This window comes from Inquilinus sp. NPDC058860 (assembly GCF_042743185.1).
Taxonomy (GTDB): domain Bacteria; phylum Pseudomonadota; class Alphaproteobacteria; order DSM-16000; family Inquilinaceae; genus Inquilinus.
On record NZ_JBHYMS010000014.1, the window covers coordinates 70,760 to 85,272 of the forward strand.

Annotated in this window: 14 protein-coding genes; 7 read left to right on the forward strand and 7 right to left on the reverse strand. The window is 71.0% G+C overall.

All coding sequences use genetic code 11. From position 1 onward, the window contains the following. Positions 1-35 precede the first annotated feature (35 nt). The gene (locus tag ACFW16_RS12105; RefSeq protein ID WP_380305162.1) at positions 36-1,607 is read left to right on the forward strand and encodes a methyltransferase regulatory domain-containing protein; all 1,572 of its coding nucleotides are present in this window, start codon (positions 36-38) and stop codon (positions 1,605-1,607) included. An 11-nt stretch (positions 1,608-1,618) separates the two neighbouring features. Here the strand turns inward: ACFW16_RS12105 and ACFW16_RS12110 are convergent, their stop codons facing one another. The 6 genes from ACFW16_RS12110 to ACFW16_RS12135 form a co-directional block, all read right to left on the reverse strand. Further along, a complete protein-coding gene (locus ACFW16_RS12110; RefSeq protein ID WP_380305306.1) occupies positions 1,619-1,978 on the reverse strand; it encodes an NUDIX domain-containing protein in 360 nt (119 codons plus the stop codon). A 311-nt stretch (positions 1,979-2,289) separates the two neighbouring features. Beyond that, positions 2,290-2,577, reverse strand: coding sequence for an acylphosphatase (locus ACFW16_RS12115; protein WP_380305164.1), 288 nt, complete (start codon positions 2,575-2,577; stop codon positions 2,290-2,292). After that, a complete protein-coding gene (locus ACFW16_RS12120) occupies positions 2,574-3,044 on the reverse strand; it encodes a hypothetical protein (protein ID WP_380305166.1) in 471 nt (156 codons plus the stop codon). Before ACFW16_RS12120 ends, ACFW16_RS12115 begins: the two co-directional genes overlap by 4 nt. After that, positions 3,041-3,343 carry a hypothetical protein gene (locus ACFW16_RS12125; RefSeq protein WP_380305168.1) on the reverse strand — a complete coding sequence of 101 codons (303 nt, stop codon included), beginning with the start codon at positions 3,341-3,343 and terminating at the stop codon, positions 3,041-3,043. The genes ACFW16_RS12120 and ACFW16_RS12125 overlap by 4 nt, the downstream gene beginning before the upstream one ends. A 16-nt stretch (positions 3,344-3,359) precedes the next feature. Continuing rightward, on the reverse strand, positions 3,360-5,321 hold the full coding sequence (locus ACFW16_RS12130) for an acetyl-CoA carboxylase biotin carboxylase subunit (protein WP_380305170.1): 1,962 nt from the start codon (positions 5,319-5,321) through the stop codon (positions 3,360-3,362). Positions 5,322-5,411: 90 nt separating this feature from the next. After that, entirely contained in the window at positions 5,412-5,870 is a 459-nt protein-coding gene (locus tag ACFW16_RS12135) for an Lrp/AsnC family transcriptional regulator (RefSeq protein WP_380305172.1), read from the reverse strand. A 120-nt stretch (positions 5,871-5,990) separates the two neighbouring features. Here ACFW16_RS12135 and ACFW16_RS12140 point away from each other — a divergent pair, with 120 nt between their 5' ends. The 3 genes from ACFW16_RS12140 to glgB all read left to right on the forward strand — a co-directional run bounded on the left by ACFW16_RS12140 (position 5,991) and on the right by glgB (position 10,400). Next, positions 5,991-6,623: a LysE family translocator gene (locus ACFW16_RS12140; RefSeq protein WP_380305174.1), complete on the forward strand. Its 633-nt coding sequence runs from the start codon at positions 5,991-5,993 to the stop codon at positions 6,621-6,623. 113 nt (positions 6,624-6,736) lie between these two features. After that, positions 6,737-8,053: a hypothetical protein gene (locus ACFW16_RS12145; protein WP_380305176.1), complete on the forward strand. Its 1,317-nt coding sequence runs from the start codon at positions 6,737-6,739 to the stop codon at positions 8,051-8,053. A gap of 106 nt (positions 8,054-8,159) precedes the next feature. Then, the gene (gene glgB / locus ACFW16_RS12150; RefSeq protein WP_380305178.1) at positions 8,160-10,400 is read left to right on the forward strand and encodes a 1,4-alpha-glucan branching protein GlgB; all 2,241 of its coding nucleotides are present in this window, start codon (positions 8,160-8,162) and stop codon (positions 10,398-10,400) included. Between the two features lie 131 nt (positions 10,401-10,531). Here glgB and ACFW16_RS12155 read toward each other — a convergent pair whose 3' ends face one another. Continuing rightward, on the reverse strand, positions 10,532-11,212 hold the full coding sequence (locus tag ACFW16_RS12155; RefSeq protein ID WP_380305180.1) for a hypothetical protein: 681 nt from the start codon (positions 11,210-11,212) through the stop codon (positions 10,532-10,534). 152 nt (positions 11,213-11,364) lie between these two features. Here ACFW16_RS12155 and glgX point away from each other — a divergent pair, with 152 nt between their 5' ends. The 3 genes from glgX (at position 11,365) to ACFW16_RS12170 (ending at position 14,513) form a co-directional block, all read left to right on the forward strand. Then, on the forward strand, positions 11,365-13,464 hold the full coding sequence (gene glgX, locus ACFW16_RS12160; RefSeq protein ID WP_380305182.1) for a glycogen debranching protein GlgX: 2,100 nt from the start codon (positions 11,365-11,367) through the stop codon (positions 13,462-13,464). A 100-nt stretch (positions 13,465-13,564) separates the two neighbouring features. Continuing rightward, positions 13,565-14,041 carry a bacterioferritin gene (gene bfr, locus ACFW16_RS12165; protein WP_380305184.1) on the forward strand — a complete coding sequence of 159 codons (477 nt, stop codon included), beginning with the start codon at positions 13,565-13,567 and terminating at the stop codon, positions 14,039-14,041. Between the two features lie 124 nt (positions 14,042-14,165). Beyond that, entirely contained in the window at positions 14,166-14,513 is a 348-nt protein-coding gene (locus ACFW16_RS12170) for a DUF6152 family protein (protein WP_380305186.1), read from the forward strand.

Consider the following 14,513-nt stretch of genomic DNA (forward strand, 5'->3'; position numbering starts at 1 on the left):
AAACAAGGCGGGCGATTCGAGCCGACGGAGCGCGCATGTCCGACACCATCGATCAGATCCGGGACGCCTACGACACGGTCCCGTATGAGTCCCATTCCTTCCCGACCACGTCCCCCGACCACCTCGAGACGGTCGCGCATCTCTTCGGCCTGTCGGCCCCGAAGGTCGCGACCAGCCGGGTGCTGGAGCTGGGCTGCGCGTCCGGCGGCAACATCCTGCCGCTCGCGGTGCGCTACCCGGAGAGCCGCGTGGTCGGTATCGACCTGTCGCCGGTCCAGATCGACGCGGGACGGAGAGCCATCGCCGAACTCGGGCTGAGCAACATCGAGCTGCACCAGGGCGATCTGAGCGAGATCGCCCCGACGCTCGGGGTCTTCGACTACATCATCTGCCACGGCGTCTACAGCTGGGTGCCGCCGGAAGTGCGGGAGGCGATCCTTCGCGTCTGCCGCGAGAACCTCGCCCCGGACGGCGTCGCCTTCGTCAGCTACAACTGCTATCCCGGCTGGAAGGCGAAGGAGGTCATCCGCGACGCCATGATCCTGCGCGGCCGCCAAGCGGGGTCGAAGGAACAGCCGCTGGCCTATGCCCGGGGGATGATCGATTTCCTCTCCGGCGTCACCGCCCCCGACAGCCTGATGGGCCGCATCGTGGCCGAGCAGAGCGGCGCGCTGAAGTCGTTCCACGAATCCTACCTCCAGCACGAGTTCCTCGAGCTCTACAACGCGCCCTGCTATTTCGGGGACTTCGTCGCGGCGGCGGAGAAGACCGGGCTGGCCTATCTCGGCGATGCGGTGCCGTCGTCGATGTTCGCCGCCAATTTCGGCGAAGCCGTCGCCGGTCCGTTGCTGCAGGAATGCGGCGACAGCCAGGTCCGGCTCGAGCAGTATCTCGACTTCGTCAGCAACCGGACATTTCGCCAGACCCTCCTGGTCCATGCCGACCGGGCCGGCGATATCCGCTACCGCCTCGACGGCGAGCGGCTGCGGGCGCTCCATGTCGCCGCCTTCCTGCCGCCCCAGGGAGACGCCGTGCTGGACGATGCGCCGCGGCCCTACGGCCCGCCGAGCCTCCGCCCCGTGATACTGCCGCGGCGATCGGTCAAGGCGGCGGCGGCGGCGCTGACCGCGGCCTGGCCGGGGACGCTGGATTTCCGGTCGCTGATGGCGGCGGTCGAGGCCGCCCTCCCCGGCGAGATGCCGGCCGAAGCCGAAGCCGAGGTGACCGATCTCGTCGAACTGCTGGTGATGCTCGATCGCGGAAAGATCCGGCTGAACCCGGTGGCCAGGCCCGGGCCGACGGTCGCGATGCCCGAAGCGTGGCGGCGTTACGCGGCCTGCACGGCGGAGGCGGGCACGGCCCGGATCACCAATGCCTGGCACGAATCGGTCGTCCTCGACGTGGTGGAACGCTGCCTGATGGCGCATCTCGACGGAACGCAGGGGGAAGACGATTTGGTCGATCGGCTCGTCGACTGCGTCGCGAAGGGCGATCTGACCTTCCAGCTTGCCGACCGGACGGCGAGCGACCCCGACGACATCCGGCGCTGCGCCAGGGAGCACCTCGACCGGGTCAAGGCCCGGTTCCCCCAGCGCTTCGTGTTCTGAAGTGGCGTGGCCTAAGCCGCCTTCGCCGCCTCCAGCGCCACCCGGGTGGCCAGGGTCAGCGGCTGCGGCAGGGCGTCGGGGGCAAACCAGCCGATCGCGGCCAGGGCGGCCGGCTCGCGGTTGACCGGTTCGCCCGCGGCGACGGCGGCGCGCCAGACCGGCGCCACCCAATGGGTGCCGGCGGCGCGGTCGATCTGGTCGACCAGGCAGAGCAGCCCGTCGAGCCGCAGCGCGACGCCGAGCTCCTCCGCGATCTCGCGCCGCACCGCGGCCTCGACCGTCTCGCCGAAATCGACCTTGCCGCCGGGCAGGCCCTGAGCCCGTATCTCCCACACTCCCTGCGTCCTGCGTCGTCTTGCGGTGAGTCGGATGCGGGGGCGGGACGCGAAAAACGTATAGGGACATACGGTTGAGCGTCCCGCCCTCGCAGGCGGCCACCGCAAGACGACCCTTCGGGCCGGTTGAAAATGCCGACAGGGTGCGTCGAACGGCTTGCCCGATGCATGAGCATCGCGCTGCGCCGCCCTCCTGCCCCGTCGGCATTTTGAACCGGCGCAGGACACAGGGAGTGTGGGAGATACGGGCTGGTGCCCGGCCTCCGGCTCGCGCAGCCGCTGCACCAGCAGCAGCCGGCCGGCATCGTCGCGGATGAAGGCGCCGACGCCGAGCCGCGGAGCGCCGGTCACAGCGTCGGCCATTGGGCGAAGCCGGGATGGTCGGGCGGTTCCGCCTCCGCCGTCTGCACCCGGTCGACCAGGGCCACGCTCGGCCCGCGGCGGCAGGCCGCGATCACCTGGTCGACCGCATCGGCGGGGCCGGACAGCAGCGCCTCGACCGAGCCGTCGCGGCGGTTGCGCACCCAGCCGTCGAGCCCGGCCGCCGCGGCCTGGCCGGCCAGCCAGGCGCGGTAGCCGACGCCCTGGACCCAGCCGGTGATGCGCAGCGACACGGCCTTGCGATCAGCGCTCATTCCTCGTCCTCCGGTTCGTCCGGGAGCACGCCGCCGTACAGCGCTGCGGCGACCAGGCGGACGGCGTAGCGCGCCTCGGCCTCCAGCCGCTCGGCCTCGAACCAGTGCATGTCGACCGTCAGCGTCGGCGGGTCCGAGACGTGCAGCGCCCGGTTGCGGGCCCGGCGCAGCGTGTCGAAGCGCTCGTCCAACCCCGCCTCGGCGAACAGCGCCCCGGCATTGAGATAGGGGTCGACCGCGCGGCCGGAGGCGATCGCCTGTTCGCGCAGATGCGCCTCGACCACGGCGACGGCGAGGATCACGGTGGCGATCCAGGCGCCGGCGCCGAACACGGTCTCGAGCTCGACCAGCAGCGCCTGGGTGTGGTCGCCGACCGCCACGGCGGGACGCCCCCCGGTCCCGCGGCCGGCCATGACGTCGGCGAACCAGCGGGTGCGGACCTCCACCTCGTCACCGCCGCCTTTCACTGGGCGAAGATCTCCTCGCATTTGCGCAGGTCGCCTTCGATCCGCGTCTTCTCTGCGCTGGGCGGGCGGTTCGGGCCGGCCAGATCCTTGATCCGGGTGCAGTAGTCGGCCCAGACGCCCATCGCCCGGTCGTCGACCCGGATCATGAAGGGGTCGGTCGGGCCTGGCGGCGCCTGCAGGTCGTCGCCGCGCATCTGGGCGATCGGCGGCGGCGGCCCCGGATTCTCCGGCGGGGTGAAGCCGTCGCCGCAGCCCGCCAGGAGCAGCGCCGGCAGGACGATACGGAGGATTCGGTTCATGGCGTTCTCCCGGCCCTCAGGCCGCTGCGAATTCCAGGATCTTCTGGTCGACCGCCAGGCTGTCGCCCGGCTTGGCGTGCAGGGTCCCGACCACGCCGTCGCGCTCGGCCCGCAGGATGTTCTCCATCTTCATCGCCTCGACCACCGCCAGCTCCTGCCCGGCGCGCACCGGGTCGCCCGGGGCGACCGCGACCGAGACCAGGAGCCCGGGCATCGGCGACAGCAGGAAGCGCGACATGTCGGGCGGCGCCTTGACCGGCATCAGCTCGGCCAGCGCCGCAGCGCGCGGCGTCAGCAGCACCAGGTCGGCCTCGCCGCCGGCATGGGTCAGGCGCAGCCCCACCGGGCGGCGGTCGACCTGCGCCACCATCCGCGCGCTATCCACCGCGCCGTCGAACAGCAGCTCGCCCGGCCGCCAATGCCCCCGGATGGCGAAGGACCGGCCGTCGAGCGTCACGCGCCAGCCATCGGCATCCTCCGCCACCGTCACCGGCCGGTTCTGCCGGCCGGCGCGCAGCACCCAGTCGCGCGCGCCCTGCCCCGCGCCGCGCAACGCCCGGCGGTGCAGCAGGGCGGCGCCGAGCGCCGCGACCCGGTCGGCGGCCTCGCCCGCCGGTGCCGTGCCATGAAAGCCGTCCGGGAACTCCTCGGCGATGAAGCGCGTGGTCAGCCGGCCCTCGACGAAGCGCGGATGGTGCATCAGCGCCGCCAGGAACGGGATGTTGTGGTTCACGCCGCGGATCACGAAGCCGTCGAGGGCGCTGCGGATCGAGGCGATCGCCGCGGTCCGGTTCGCCCCGATGCCGATCAGCTTGGCGATCATCGGGTCGTAATGCATCGAGATCTCGCCGCCCTCGTCGACGCCGGTGTCGACGCGGACCTGCGGCCCCTCCTCCGGCGCGCGGTAGCGGGTCAGGCGGCCGATCGAGGGCAGGAAGCCGCGCAGCGGGTCCTCGGCATAGACCCGGGCCTCGATCGCCCAGCCGTCGAGCCGCACATCCTCCTGCCGGAACGGCAGCTCCTCGCCGGCGGCGATGCGGATCATCAGCTCGACCAGGTCGAATCCGGTCACCGCCTCGGTCACCGGATGCTCGACCTGCAGCCGGGTGTTCATCTCCAGGAAATAGAAGGAGCGGTCGGCGCCGACGATGAACTCGACCGTGCCGGCGGAGCGGTAGCCGACCGCGCGGGCCAGGGCGCAGGCCTCGGCCCCCATCGCCCGCCGGGTCGCCTCGTCGAGAAAGGGCGACGGCGCCTCCTCGATCACCTTCTGGTGGCGGCGCTGGATCGAGCATTCGCGCTCGCCGAGATGGACGGTGTTGCCGTGGGCGTCGGCCAGCACCTGGATCTCGATGTGCCGCGGCTGCTCGATGAACTTCTCGGCGAAGACCCGGTCGTCGCCGAAGGCGGAGCGCGCCTCGTTGCGGGCGGAGCGGAAGCCGTCGCGCGCCTCGTCGTCGTTGCCGGCGACGCGCATGCCCTTGCCGCCGCCGCCGGCCGAGGCCTTGATCATCACCGGATAGCCGATGCGGCGGGAGACCTCGACCGCCTCCTCCTCGTCCGCGATCGGCGCCAGGTGGCCGGGCACGGTCGAGACGCCGGCGGCCTGGGCCAGCTTCTTCGATTCGATCTTGTCGCCCATCGCCTCGATGGCGCCGACGCCGGGGCCGATGAAGGCGATGCCCGCCGCCTCCAGCGCCGCGCAGAAGCGCGGATTCTCCGACAGGAAGCCGTAGCCGGGATGCACCGCCTGGGCGCCGGTCGAACGACAGGCATCGATGATGCGGTCGATCGCCAGATAGGACTGGGCCGAGGGCGCAGGGCCGATCGGCACCGCCTCGTCGGCCATGCGGACATGCACCGCGTCGGCGTCGGCCTCGGAATAGACGGCCACGGTCTTGATGCCCATGCGCCGCGCGGTCCGGATGACGCGGCAGGCGATCTCGCCGCGATTGGCGATCAGGATCTTGTCGAACATCGTCCCTTCGGAGGCGGTCGGGCCATGGGCGCAAGATTGCGTCCCAGTCATGCCGCGCCGCAACAGGAAAGCGGTGGGGCTTGCTTCCGCCTACTCCCCCGCCGGCGGCAGCACGCGCCCGGCGACCGGCGAGGACAGGATCAGGGAGGAGGTGGTGGCGCCGAAGGCGGCGAGGCGCAGCAGGATCTCGTCGAGATGCTGGATCGACCGGGCCACGACCTTGAACACATAGGCGTCCTCGCCCGCGACCTCGTGACACTCCACCACCTCGGGCACGGTGCGGGCGAAGGCCTCGACCGCCGGGAACGTCTCGGCCCGGCAGCGCAGCCGGACGAAGGCGGACAGGCCGTAGCCGAGCCGGGCGCGGTCGATCTCGGCCCGGAAGCCCTTGATCACGCCCTGGTCCTCCAGCCGCTTCACCCGCTCGGCCACCGCCGGCGGCGACAGGCCGACCAGCCGGCCGAGCTCGGCATAGCTGGCGCGGGCGTTCTCCTGCAGCGCCAGCACCAGGGTGCGACCGATGGCATCGAGGCGGAGTTTCACGTCCATCCGAATCGCCCCCGTTGGTTTCAATCCCGCATTGGTTTAATCGAAGGGCCGGCGAACCACCATTCGCGATCGTTTTGTCGTAACACGACGTAACACGAGGCCGGCGGCACCCCACACGTGATGACCGATCCCTTCCTGTTCGCCAAAGGCGTCGCGCTCGGTATCGCCATTGCCGCGCCGGTCGGCCCGATCGGCGTCCTCTGCATCCGCAGGACACTGATCCACGGCCCCCGCTTCGGCATCCTGACCGGCATCGGCGCCGCCTTCGCGGACGGGCTGTTCGGTCTGATCGCCGCCTTCGGCATGGTGGCGCTGAGCGCCTGGCTGATCACCGTGAAGGACGCGCTGCACCTGGTCGGCGGCACCGTGCTGGCCGTGCTGGCCGTGCGCACCCTGCTGCATGCCGGCCATATCGAGCGCGACCCCGAGACCGGGCGGACCGAGGGCAGCGAGGTCACGGCGGTGGTCACCGCCTTCCTGCTGACCCTCAGCAATCCGATGACGATCCTGACCTTCGCCACCGCCTTCACCGCGGTCGGGCTGGCGGAAACGCTGTCCTTCGCCTCCGGCCTGATCCTGGTCGCCGGCGTGCTGCTCGGTTCCGCCTCCTGGTTCACGACGCTGAGCTTCGTCGTCTCCGCCACCGGCGGCCGCCTGACGCCGCGGACGCTCTTGTGGATCGACCGCGTCGCCGGGGTGCTGCTGCTGCTGTTTGCCGCCTACATGTTCCTGGCGCTGTATTTCCGCTGGTAGCCGCTCCGCTTCGTTCTGGCGGATTGACAAGCCGCGCCGCTCTGGCCGAGTGTGCCCGCCCTGCCGGGAGGCTCGAGACTCCCGCCCGGAGAACTGAACGGACGCGTCCTGGTATGAATCTTTCGATCCTCCGCGCCGGTGTGGCGCTGCTCCCGCTTCTGTTCGCCGCCCAGGCGCTCGCGCAGCAGGCCGCGCCCCCGGCACCACCCGCCAAGCCGGCGGAGGCACCCGCGGCCCCGGCCGCCCAGCCGGCGCCGGCGCAAGGCCAGCCGGCGCAGGCGGCGCCGCAGGGACAGCAGATCCCGCTGCCGAAGGAATTCAAGATCGATGCGGGCGGCTGGAAGGGCGGCGCCGTTCCCAACCCGACCAATGGTCAGTTCGCCTATTGCGGCATCCAGAAGCCCTATGACGGCAACCAGCTGCTGTCCTTCCAGATGGCTCCCGACTACGCCTTCAACGTGGCCGTGATCCGGAAGGACTGGGGGCTGAAGGAAGGCGACAAGGGCCAGGGCCGCATCCGGGTGGATGGCAGCTTCGACAAGAGCTTCGAGGCGCTGCCGGTCAACCCCGAAGCCTTCGTCCTGCCGGCCGCGGCGCAGAGCGGGGACCTGTTCCAGGCCCTGGCCAAGGGCAACAAGGCGATCGTGACCACCCCGAAGGGCGAGTACACCTTCGCCCTCAGCGGCACCGGGGCCGGCCTCGGCGCGCTGAAGAGCTGCATCGACGCCGCGCGCCAGCTGCTGACCCAGGCCCGGGCCAACACCCCGCCGGCCGACCCGCGCGCGCTGATCGGCGCCCAGGGCTTCGGCATGCCGGTGGGCGCGCTGCAGGACATCCTGAATGGCGCCGGCCTGCAGAATGTCGGCATCGCCGATCCGCGCAAGCTGCCGCGCGACCCGCTGCAGATCAACCAGGCCTGGCAGGTCGGCACCGACGGCAAGGTCGTCGGCGGCCTGCACCAGGAGCCGCGCGGCGACGCGGTCGAGATCGACCAGTTCGCCAAGCGCTATCTGGAGATCATGAAGTCGGTCTGCGGCACCGACTGGCAGAGCAGCGACCAGCCGGCCACGATCGAGGGCCCCTATGCCGTCAAGCGGGCCGAGCTGAGCTGCACGATGAACCAGCAGAAGATCGCCGCGGCGCTGGTCTTCACCCTCGACGACAATTACTACAGCGCCTTCTTCCACCAGGCGTTGCAGACCGACAAGGCGCTGGCGGAAGACGCCTCGAACAAGCTGGCCACCTTCATCCAGACGCAGATGGCCGCGGTCGAGGCGGAGAAGCAGAAGCAGAAGCAGCAGCAGAACGGCCAGGCCGCCCCGCAAGGCGCGGCGCCGGACGCCGGCCAGCCCGCCGCCCCGGCCACGCCCGCAACGCCGCCGGCCGAGGGCGCCCAGCCGCCCGCGGCCGCGCCCGGCTCCGGCGGCTGACGACCGAAACCACCACGGCACGCGACACGAGGGCGGATCCATCCCGGATCCGCCCTTGTTGTTTCCGGCAGGAACCGGTCAAGATCACGGGAGGATGGAGGCCTCGATGACGCACGCCGCCCGACCACCGGCCGAGACGGACGCCCGGGACAGCCTGACCGAGCCGGCCGACATCGCGGCGCTGGCCGCCTCCGACCACCGCGACCCGTTCGGCGTGCTCGGCCCCCATCCCGCCGGAAGCGGCACGGTGCTGCGCTGCTTCCGCCCCGACGCCGTGGCGGTCGAGGCGATCGACCCGGACAGCGGCGCGGTGCTGGCACGGCTGGCCCGGCGGCATGCCGACGGGGTGTTCGACGGCCGGATCGATCGCCCCTTCCCGCAGCGCTACCGGCTGCGCATCGACTACGGCACGGCCGGCGGGATGTGGGAGATCGAGGATCCCTATCGCTTCCCGTCCAGCTTCGGCGAGCTCGACCTCCATCTGCTGGGCGAGGGCACGCATCTGGAGCTCTATGAGCGGCTCGGCGCCCATCCGCGGACGCTGGACGGGGTGGACGGCACGGTCTTCGCCGTCTGGGCGCCGAACGCCCGCCGCGTCGCCGTGGTCGGCGACTTCAACAGCTGGGACGGCCGGCTGCACCCGATGCGGCTGCATCCCGGCATCGGCGTGTGGGAGATCTTCCTGCCCGGCGTCGGACCCGGCGCGGCCTACAAGTTCGAGATCCGCGGCCCGACCGGCGACCTGCTGCCGCTGAAGACCGACCCCTTCGCCTTCCGGGCCGAGCATCCGCCGAAGACCGCCTCGATCGTGCACGGCCTGCCCGACCCCAGCTGGGACGACGGCCAGTGGCTGGTCGGGCGCGCGGCGGCGCAGCGGCGCGACGCGCCGATCAGCATCTACGAGGTGCATCCCGGCTCGTGGCGCCGGGTGCCGGAGGACGGCGGCCGGCCGCTGTCCTGGCGCGAGCTGGGCGACCAGCTGGTGCCCTACGCCGCCGGCCTCGGCTTCACCCATATCGAGCTGCTGCCGGTCAGCGAATATCCGTTCGACGGGTCCTGGGGCTATCAGCCGATCGGCCTCTATGCCCCGACCAGCCGCTTCGGCCCGCCGGAGGATTTCGCCGCCTTCGTCGACCGCTGCCACCGCGCTGGGCTGGGAGTGCTGCTGGACTGGGTGCCCGGGCATTTCCCCAAGGACGAGCACGGCCTGGCCCGGTTCGACGGCACCGCCCTCTACGAGCACGCCGATCCGCGCCAGGGCATGCACCAGGACTGGGGCACGCTGATCTACAATTACGGCCGGGCCGAGGTGCGCAACTTCCTGCTCGGCAATGCCCTCTTCTGGCTCGACCGCTTCCATGTCGACGGTCTGCGGGTCGATGCCGTGGCCTCGATGCTCTACCTCGACTACAGCCGCAAGGCCGGGGAATGGGTGCCGAACCGCTTCGGCGGCCGCGAGAACCTGGAGGCGGTGGAGTTCCTGCGCCAGACCAATGTCGAGGTGTTCGGCCGGCACGAAGGCGTGACCACCGTGGCCGAGGAATCGACCGCCTGGCCCGCCGTGTCGCGCCCCGCCCATCTCGGGGGCCTGGGCTTCGGCTACAAGTGGAACATGGGGTGGATGAACGACACCCTGCGCTACATGCAGAAGGACCCGGTGCACCGCCACTGGCACCATTCCGACCTGACCTTCGGCCTGCTCTACGCCTTCAGCGAGAACTTCGTGCTGCCGCTGAGCCACGACGAGGTGGTGCACGGCAAGGGGTCGCTGCTGGGCAAGATGCCGGGCGACGACTGGCAGCAATTCGCCAACCTTCGCGCCTATTACGGCTTCATGTGGGCCCATCCGGGCAAGAAGCTGCTGTTCATGGGCGGCGAGTTCGCCCAGCGCAACGAATGGGACCACGACCGCAGCCTGGACTGGCACCTCTTGGACGGCGAGCGCCATGCCGGGGTGCAGCGGCTGATCGGCGACCTGAACCGCCTGTACCGCGAGCTGCCGGCCCTGCATGTGCACGACTGCGAGCCGCAGGGCTTCGACTGGGTCGACGCCAGCAACAGCGCCGATTCGATCCTGGTCTGGCTGCGCCGCGGCAACGAGGGCGACCGGCCGGTGCTGGCGGTGTCGAACTTCACCCCGGTGCCGCGCCAGGGCTACCGCATCGGCGTGCCCCATGGCGGCCGCTGGGTCGAGCGGCTGAACACCGACGCCCAGATCTATGGCGGCTCCGGCATGGGCAATTTCGGCGGGGTCGAGGCCGAAACCGCACCCTGGCATGGCCGCCCCTGCTCGATGCTCGTCACCCTGCCGCCGCTGGCGACCGTGCTGTTCGAATGGGCGGGGTGAGGCGGCGATCCAGTCCGATGTAGGTTGGGTTCGCGGCAGCGAACCCAACAGGCACAGGTCGCGCGTTGGGTTCGCCAGGGCGAACCCAACCTACGATTTCTGGTGGTATGGGCGGTGAAGCTGCCCCGCCGCTACGGCTTCGCCGCCTCGGCCTGGCGCTTCAGCTCCTCCGCCGTGCGGGCGATCTGGGCCTGCAGGTCGGCGAGCTGCTGGCGGACCGCGGCCAGGTCGCCCTGGGTCTTGCCCAGCTGCTCGGTCGCCTGCGCCAGCTGGCCGTTCACCGCGGCGGCGTCGGCGTTGAGCCGGCCGTAGCTGTCGCGCTGCGCCGCCTCCTGCCCACGCAGCTGCTCCAGCCGGCCATCGGCATCGGCGATCTCCGCCTGCCTGGCGGCGAGCTGCGAATCGGCGGCCTGCGCCTGCTGCTGCGTCGCCTGGATCCGCGCCGCGGCCGCGTCGGCCTCCTGCGCCGCCTGGTCGCGGCGCCGGGTGGCATCCGCCAGGGCGGCCCGGCCCTGCTGGAGCAGGGCCTGCAGCTTTTCCGATTCGGCCTTCAGCGCGTCGCGGTCGGCGCCGGCCCGCTTCAGCGCCGCCAGCTCCTGCTCCGCCGCCTCCAGCCGGCCCTGCAGCCCGTCGCGGGACTGGCCGGCGCTGCGGCTTTCGACGCCGAGATAGATCGCCGCGACCAGGGCGACGAAGGCAACGATGATCGCGGCGATGACGGCGATTCGCGGCCCTTCCGGATCGCGCGGGGGAACCTGGTGCGGATCGGTCGGCGCGGCCGGGCTGTGGTCGGGATCGGCGAGGGTCGTCACGCGGTCGGTCCTTTCGGCAGGTCGGCTGGGCAACGCCTAGCGGCGAAACTTGGTGAAAACGTGTCGGCGGTGGCGGCGGCGCGATGGCCGGTGGACGGCCCCCCGCCGCGGGCCCCATCCTGCCCGCGGGACAGGATCGAAGGAACCCCGCGATGCCGCTGCCCGATCGGATTCCGGCCGGACGCCCCTGGCCGCTCGGCGCCACGCCGGCGGCGGACGGGGTGAATTTCGCCCTGTTCTCCGCCCATGCCGAGCGGGTCGAGCTGTGCCTGTTCGATGCCGAGGGGCGGCAGGAGGTCGCGCGCCGGGACCTGCCGGCCCGCACCGACCAGGTCTGGCACGGTTTTCTGCCCGGCGCCGGGGCCGGCACGGTCTACGGCTTCCGCGTCCACGGTCCCTATGCACCCTTGGACGGCCACCGCTTCAACCCGAACAAGCTGCTGCTGGACCCCTATGCCCGCGGCCTGGCCGGCGGCTTCCGGTGGGACGATTCGGTGCATGGCTACACCCGCGGCGACCCGGCGGCCGACCTGTCCTTCGACCCGCGCGACAGCGCCCCCTTCGTGCCGAAATCGGTGGTGGTCGACCCGGCCCACGACTGGGAGGGCGACGAGGCGCCGCGCACGCCCTGGTCCGACACGGTGATCTACGAGGCCCATGTCCGCGGCCTGACCATGCGCCACCCGGGCGTGCCGGAGCCGCTGCGCGGCACGCTGGGCGGGCTGGCCCATCCGGTGATGGTCGACCATCTGCACCGGCTCGGCGTCACCGCGGTCGAGCTGATGCCGGTGCACGCCTTCCTGGACGAGCGGGCGCTGGTGGAGCGCGGCCTGAAGAACTACTGGGGCTACAACACCGCCGCCTTCTTCGCCGTCCATCCGTCCTATGCCGGCCCCCTGCCTCCGCTGGAGGCGCTGCGCAACGCGGTCAAGGCGCTGCACCGGGCCGGCATCGAGGTGATCCTCGACGTCGTCTACAACCACACGGCGGAAAGCGACGTCTTCGGCCCGACCCTGAACTTCCGCGGCATCGACAACCTGTCCTACTACCAGCACGCGGCACATGACCGGCGCGAGCCGTTCAACCCGACCGGCACCGGCAACGCGCTCGACCTCGGCCATCCGCGGGTGCTGCAGATGGTGATGGACAGCCTGCGCTGGTGGGTCGAGGCGGCGCATGTCGACGGCTTCCGCTTCGACCTGGCCACCACCCTGGCCCGGGTGGAGTGCGAGTTCACCCCCGCCGCCCCCTTCCTGCAGGCGGTGGCGCAGGACCCGGTGCTGGCCCATGCCAAGCTGATCGCCGAGCCCTGGGACATCGGGCCCGGCGGCTGGCGCGTCGGCGAATTCCCCACGGGCTGGTCGGAGTGGAACGACCGATACCGCGACGGCGTCCGCCGTGCCTGGCGTGGCGATCCGGGCCAGCGGCCGGAGCTGGCGCGGCGCGTCTCGGCCTCCGCCGACCTGTTCGACCGTGACGGCCGCGGCGCCCGGACCAGCATCAACTTCGTCACCGCCCATGACGGCTTCACCCTGGCCGACCTCGTCTCCTACGCGCAGAAGCACAACGAGGCGAATGGCGAGGGCAACCGCGACGGCACCGGCGACAACCATTCCGACAATGGCGGCGTCGAGGGGCCGACCGACGATCCGGCGATCCTGGCCCGGCGGCTGCGCCGGCGGCGCAACCTGCTGGCCACGCTGCTGTTCAGCCAGGGCGTGCCGATGCTGCTGGGCGGCGACGAGCTGGGCCACAGCCAGCAGGGCAACAACAACGCCTATTGCCAGGACGGACCGCTGACCTGGCCGGACTGGGCCGCCGCCGATCCCGCCTTCCTCGATTTCGCGGCCCGGGTCGTGGCGCTGCGCCGGGTCCATCCGGCCCTGCGCCAGCCCCGGTTCCTGCACGGTGCCCCGGATGGGCCGGACGACCTGCCCGACATCGCCTGGCTGCGGCCGGACGGCCAGCCCATGGCCTCGGCCGACTGGGACGACCCGGCCGGCGTCGGCCTCGGCGTGCTGCTGAGCGAGCCGGGCACGCCGCCGCTGCTGCTGCTGCTCAACCCCGGGCCGGCGGACATCCCCTTCGTCCTGCCGCCCGGCGGCGCCTGGCACCCCTGGCTCGACACGGCGCGGACGCCCGCCGTGCCGCGGCTGGATGCGGCGGCGGCCTATCCGCTGATGGCGGAAAGCTTGGCCTTGCTGGCGCTCGGCGCCGCCTCGCCCGCAGAGATCGGGAATGAATTGCAATAAAGCTGCGATTGTTTCTCAATCACAGAAGTAAAACTTTACGGAATCCTGTAATCGTTCTAAGGTGCGCCCTCCGAATTGACGAACACCGGCCGAGGCGACGATGCAGGGCGACAAGAAAGTCATCACCCACCTGAACGCGGTGCTGAAGAACGAACTGACCGCGATCAACCAGTATTTCCTGCATGCGCGGATGCTCAAGAACTGGGACATCAAGCGCCTGGCCAAGAAGGTGTATGAGGAATCGATCGGCGAGATGAAGCATGCCGATCTGCTGATCGAGCGCATCCTGGTGCTGGAAGGCCTGCCGAACCTGCAGGATCTCGGCAAGCTCGGCATCGGCGAGAACGTGCCGGAGATGCTGGAATCCGATCTCGGCCTCGAGACCTTCAACCAGAAGACGGTGAAGGAGGCGATGGCGCATTGCGAATCGGTGCGCGACTTCGTCTCCAAGGACATCCTGCTGAAGATCCTGGGCGACACCGAGGAGCACATCGACTGGCTCGAATCGCAGCAATACCTGATCAGCCAGATGGGCGTGCAGAACTACATCCAGCTGGTGTCGACCGACGAGGAGTGACGGGATCGTCCCTCCCTGCTTCGGGCAGCCCCGCTTCGGCGGGGCTTTTTTCTGCCCGGGAGATTGCATCGCGGAGCCGGCACCCAACCTGATACGGAGGCCCATCAGCGCCGGGAGAAGACCGATGCCCCGCAGCGTGCCGATCGTCCTGCTGGCGGCCCTCGTGCCCGCCACCGCCCTGGCCCATCACGGCTGGAGCTCCTACGACGCCAACACCACGCTCACGCTCTCGGGGCCGATCGAGACCGCGAGCTACCAGAACCCGCATGGCCTGATCACCCTGACCCAGGAGGGCAAGACCTGGCAGGTGGTGCTGTCGCCGCCGTCGCGCATGGACCGGCGCGGCCTGCCGCGCGAGGACCTGGCCGTCGGCACGCCCGTGACCGTGGTCGGCTATCCCAGCCGGGCGGTCGCGGACGAGATGCGGGCCGAGCGGATCACGATCGGCGGCCGCACCGTCGAGCTGCGCTGA

Excerpts from the sequence above, each read along its gene's own strand:
- glgB (WP_380305178.1), top strand. The coding sequence starts at position 8,160 with ATGACGCACGCCGCCCGACCACCGGCCGAGACGGACGCCCGGGACAGC.
- ACFW16_RS12105 (WP_380305162.1), top strand. The coding sequence starts at position 36 with ATGTCCGACACCATCGATCAGATCCGGGACGCCTACGACACGGTCCCG.
- ACFW16_RS12135 (WP_380305172.1), bottom strand. The coding sequence starts at position 5,870 with ATGGACGTGAAACTCCGCCTCGATGCCATCGGTCGCACCCTGGTGCTG.
- ACFW16_RS12170 (WP_380305186.1), top strand. The coding sequence starts at position 14,166 with ATGCCCCGCAGCGTGCCGATCGTCCTGCTGGCGGCCCTCGTGCCCGCC.
- glgX (WP_380305182.1), top strand. The coding sequence starts at position 11,365 with ATGCCGCTGCCCGATCGGATTCCGGCCGGACGCCCCTGGCCGCTCGGC.
- bfr (WP_380305184.1), top strand. The coding sequence starts at position 13,565 with ATGCAGGGCGACAAGAAAGTCATCACCCACCTGAACGCGGTGCTGAAG.
- ACFW16_RS12145 (WP_380305176.1), top strand. The coding sequence starts at position 6,737 with ATGAATCTTTCGATCCTCCGCGCCGGTGTGGCGCTGCTCCCGCTTCTG.
- ACFW16_RS12115 (WP_380305164.1), bottom strand. The coding sequence starts at position 2,577 with ATGAGCGCTGATCGCAAGGCCGTGTCGCTGCGCATCACCGGCTGGGTC.
- ACFW16_RS12130 (WP_380305170.1), bottom strand. The coding sequence starts at position 5,321 with ATGTTCGACAAGATCCTGATCGCCAATCGCGGCGAGATCGCCTGCCGC.
- ACFW16_RS12140 (WP_380305174.1), top strand. The coding sequence starts at position 5,991 with ATGACCGATCCCTTCCTGTTCGCCAAAGGCGTCGCGCTCGGTATCGCC.
- ACFW16_RS12125 (WP_380305168.1), bottom strand. The coding sequence starts at position 3,343 with ATGAACCGAATCCTCCGTATCGTCCTGCCGGCGCTGCTCCTGGCGGGC.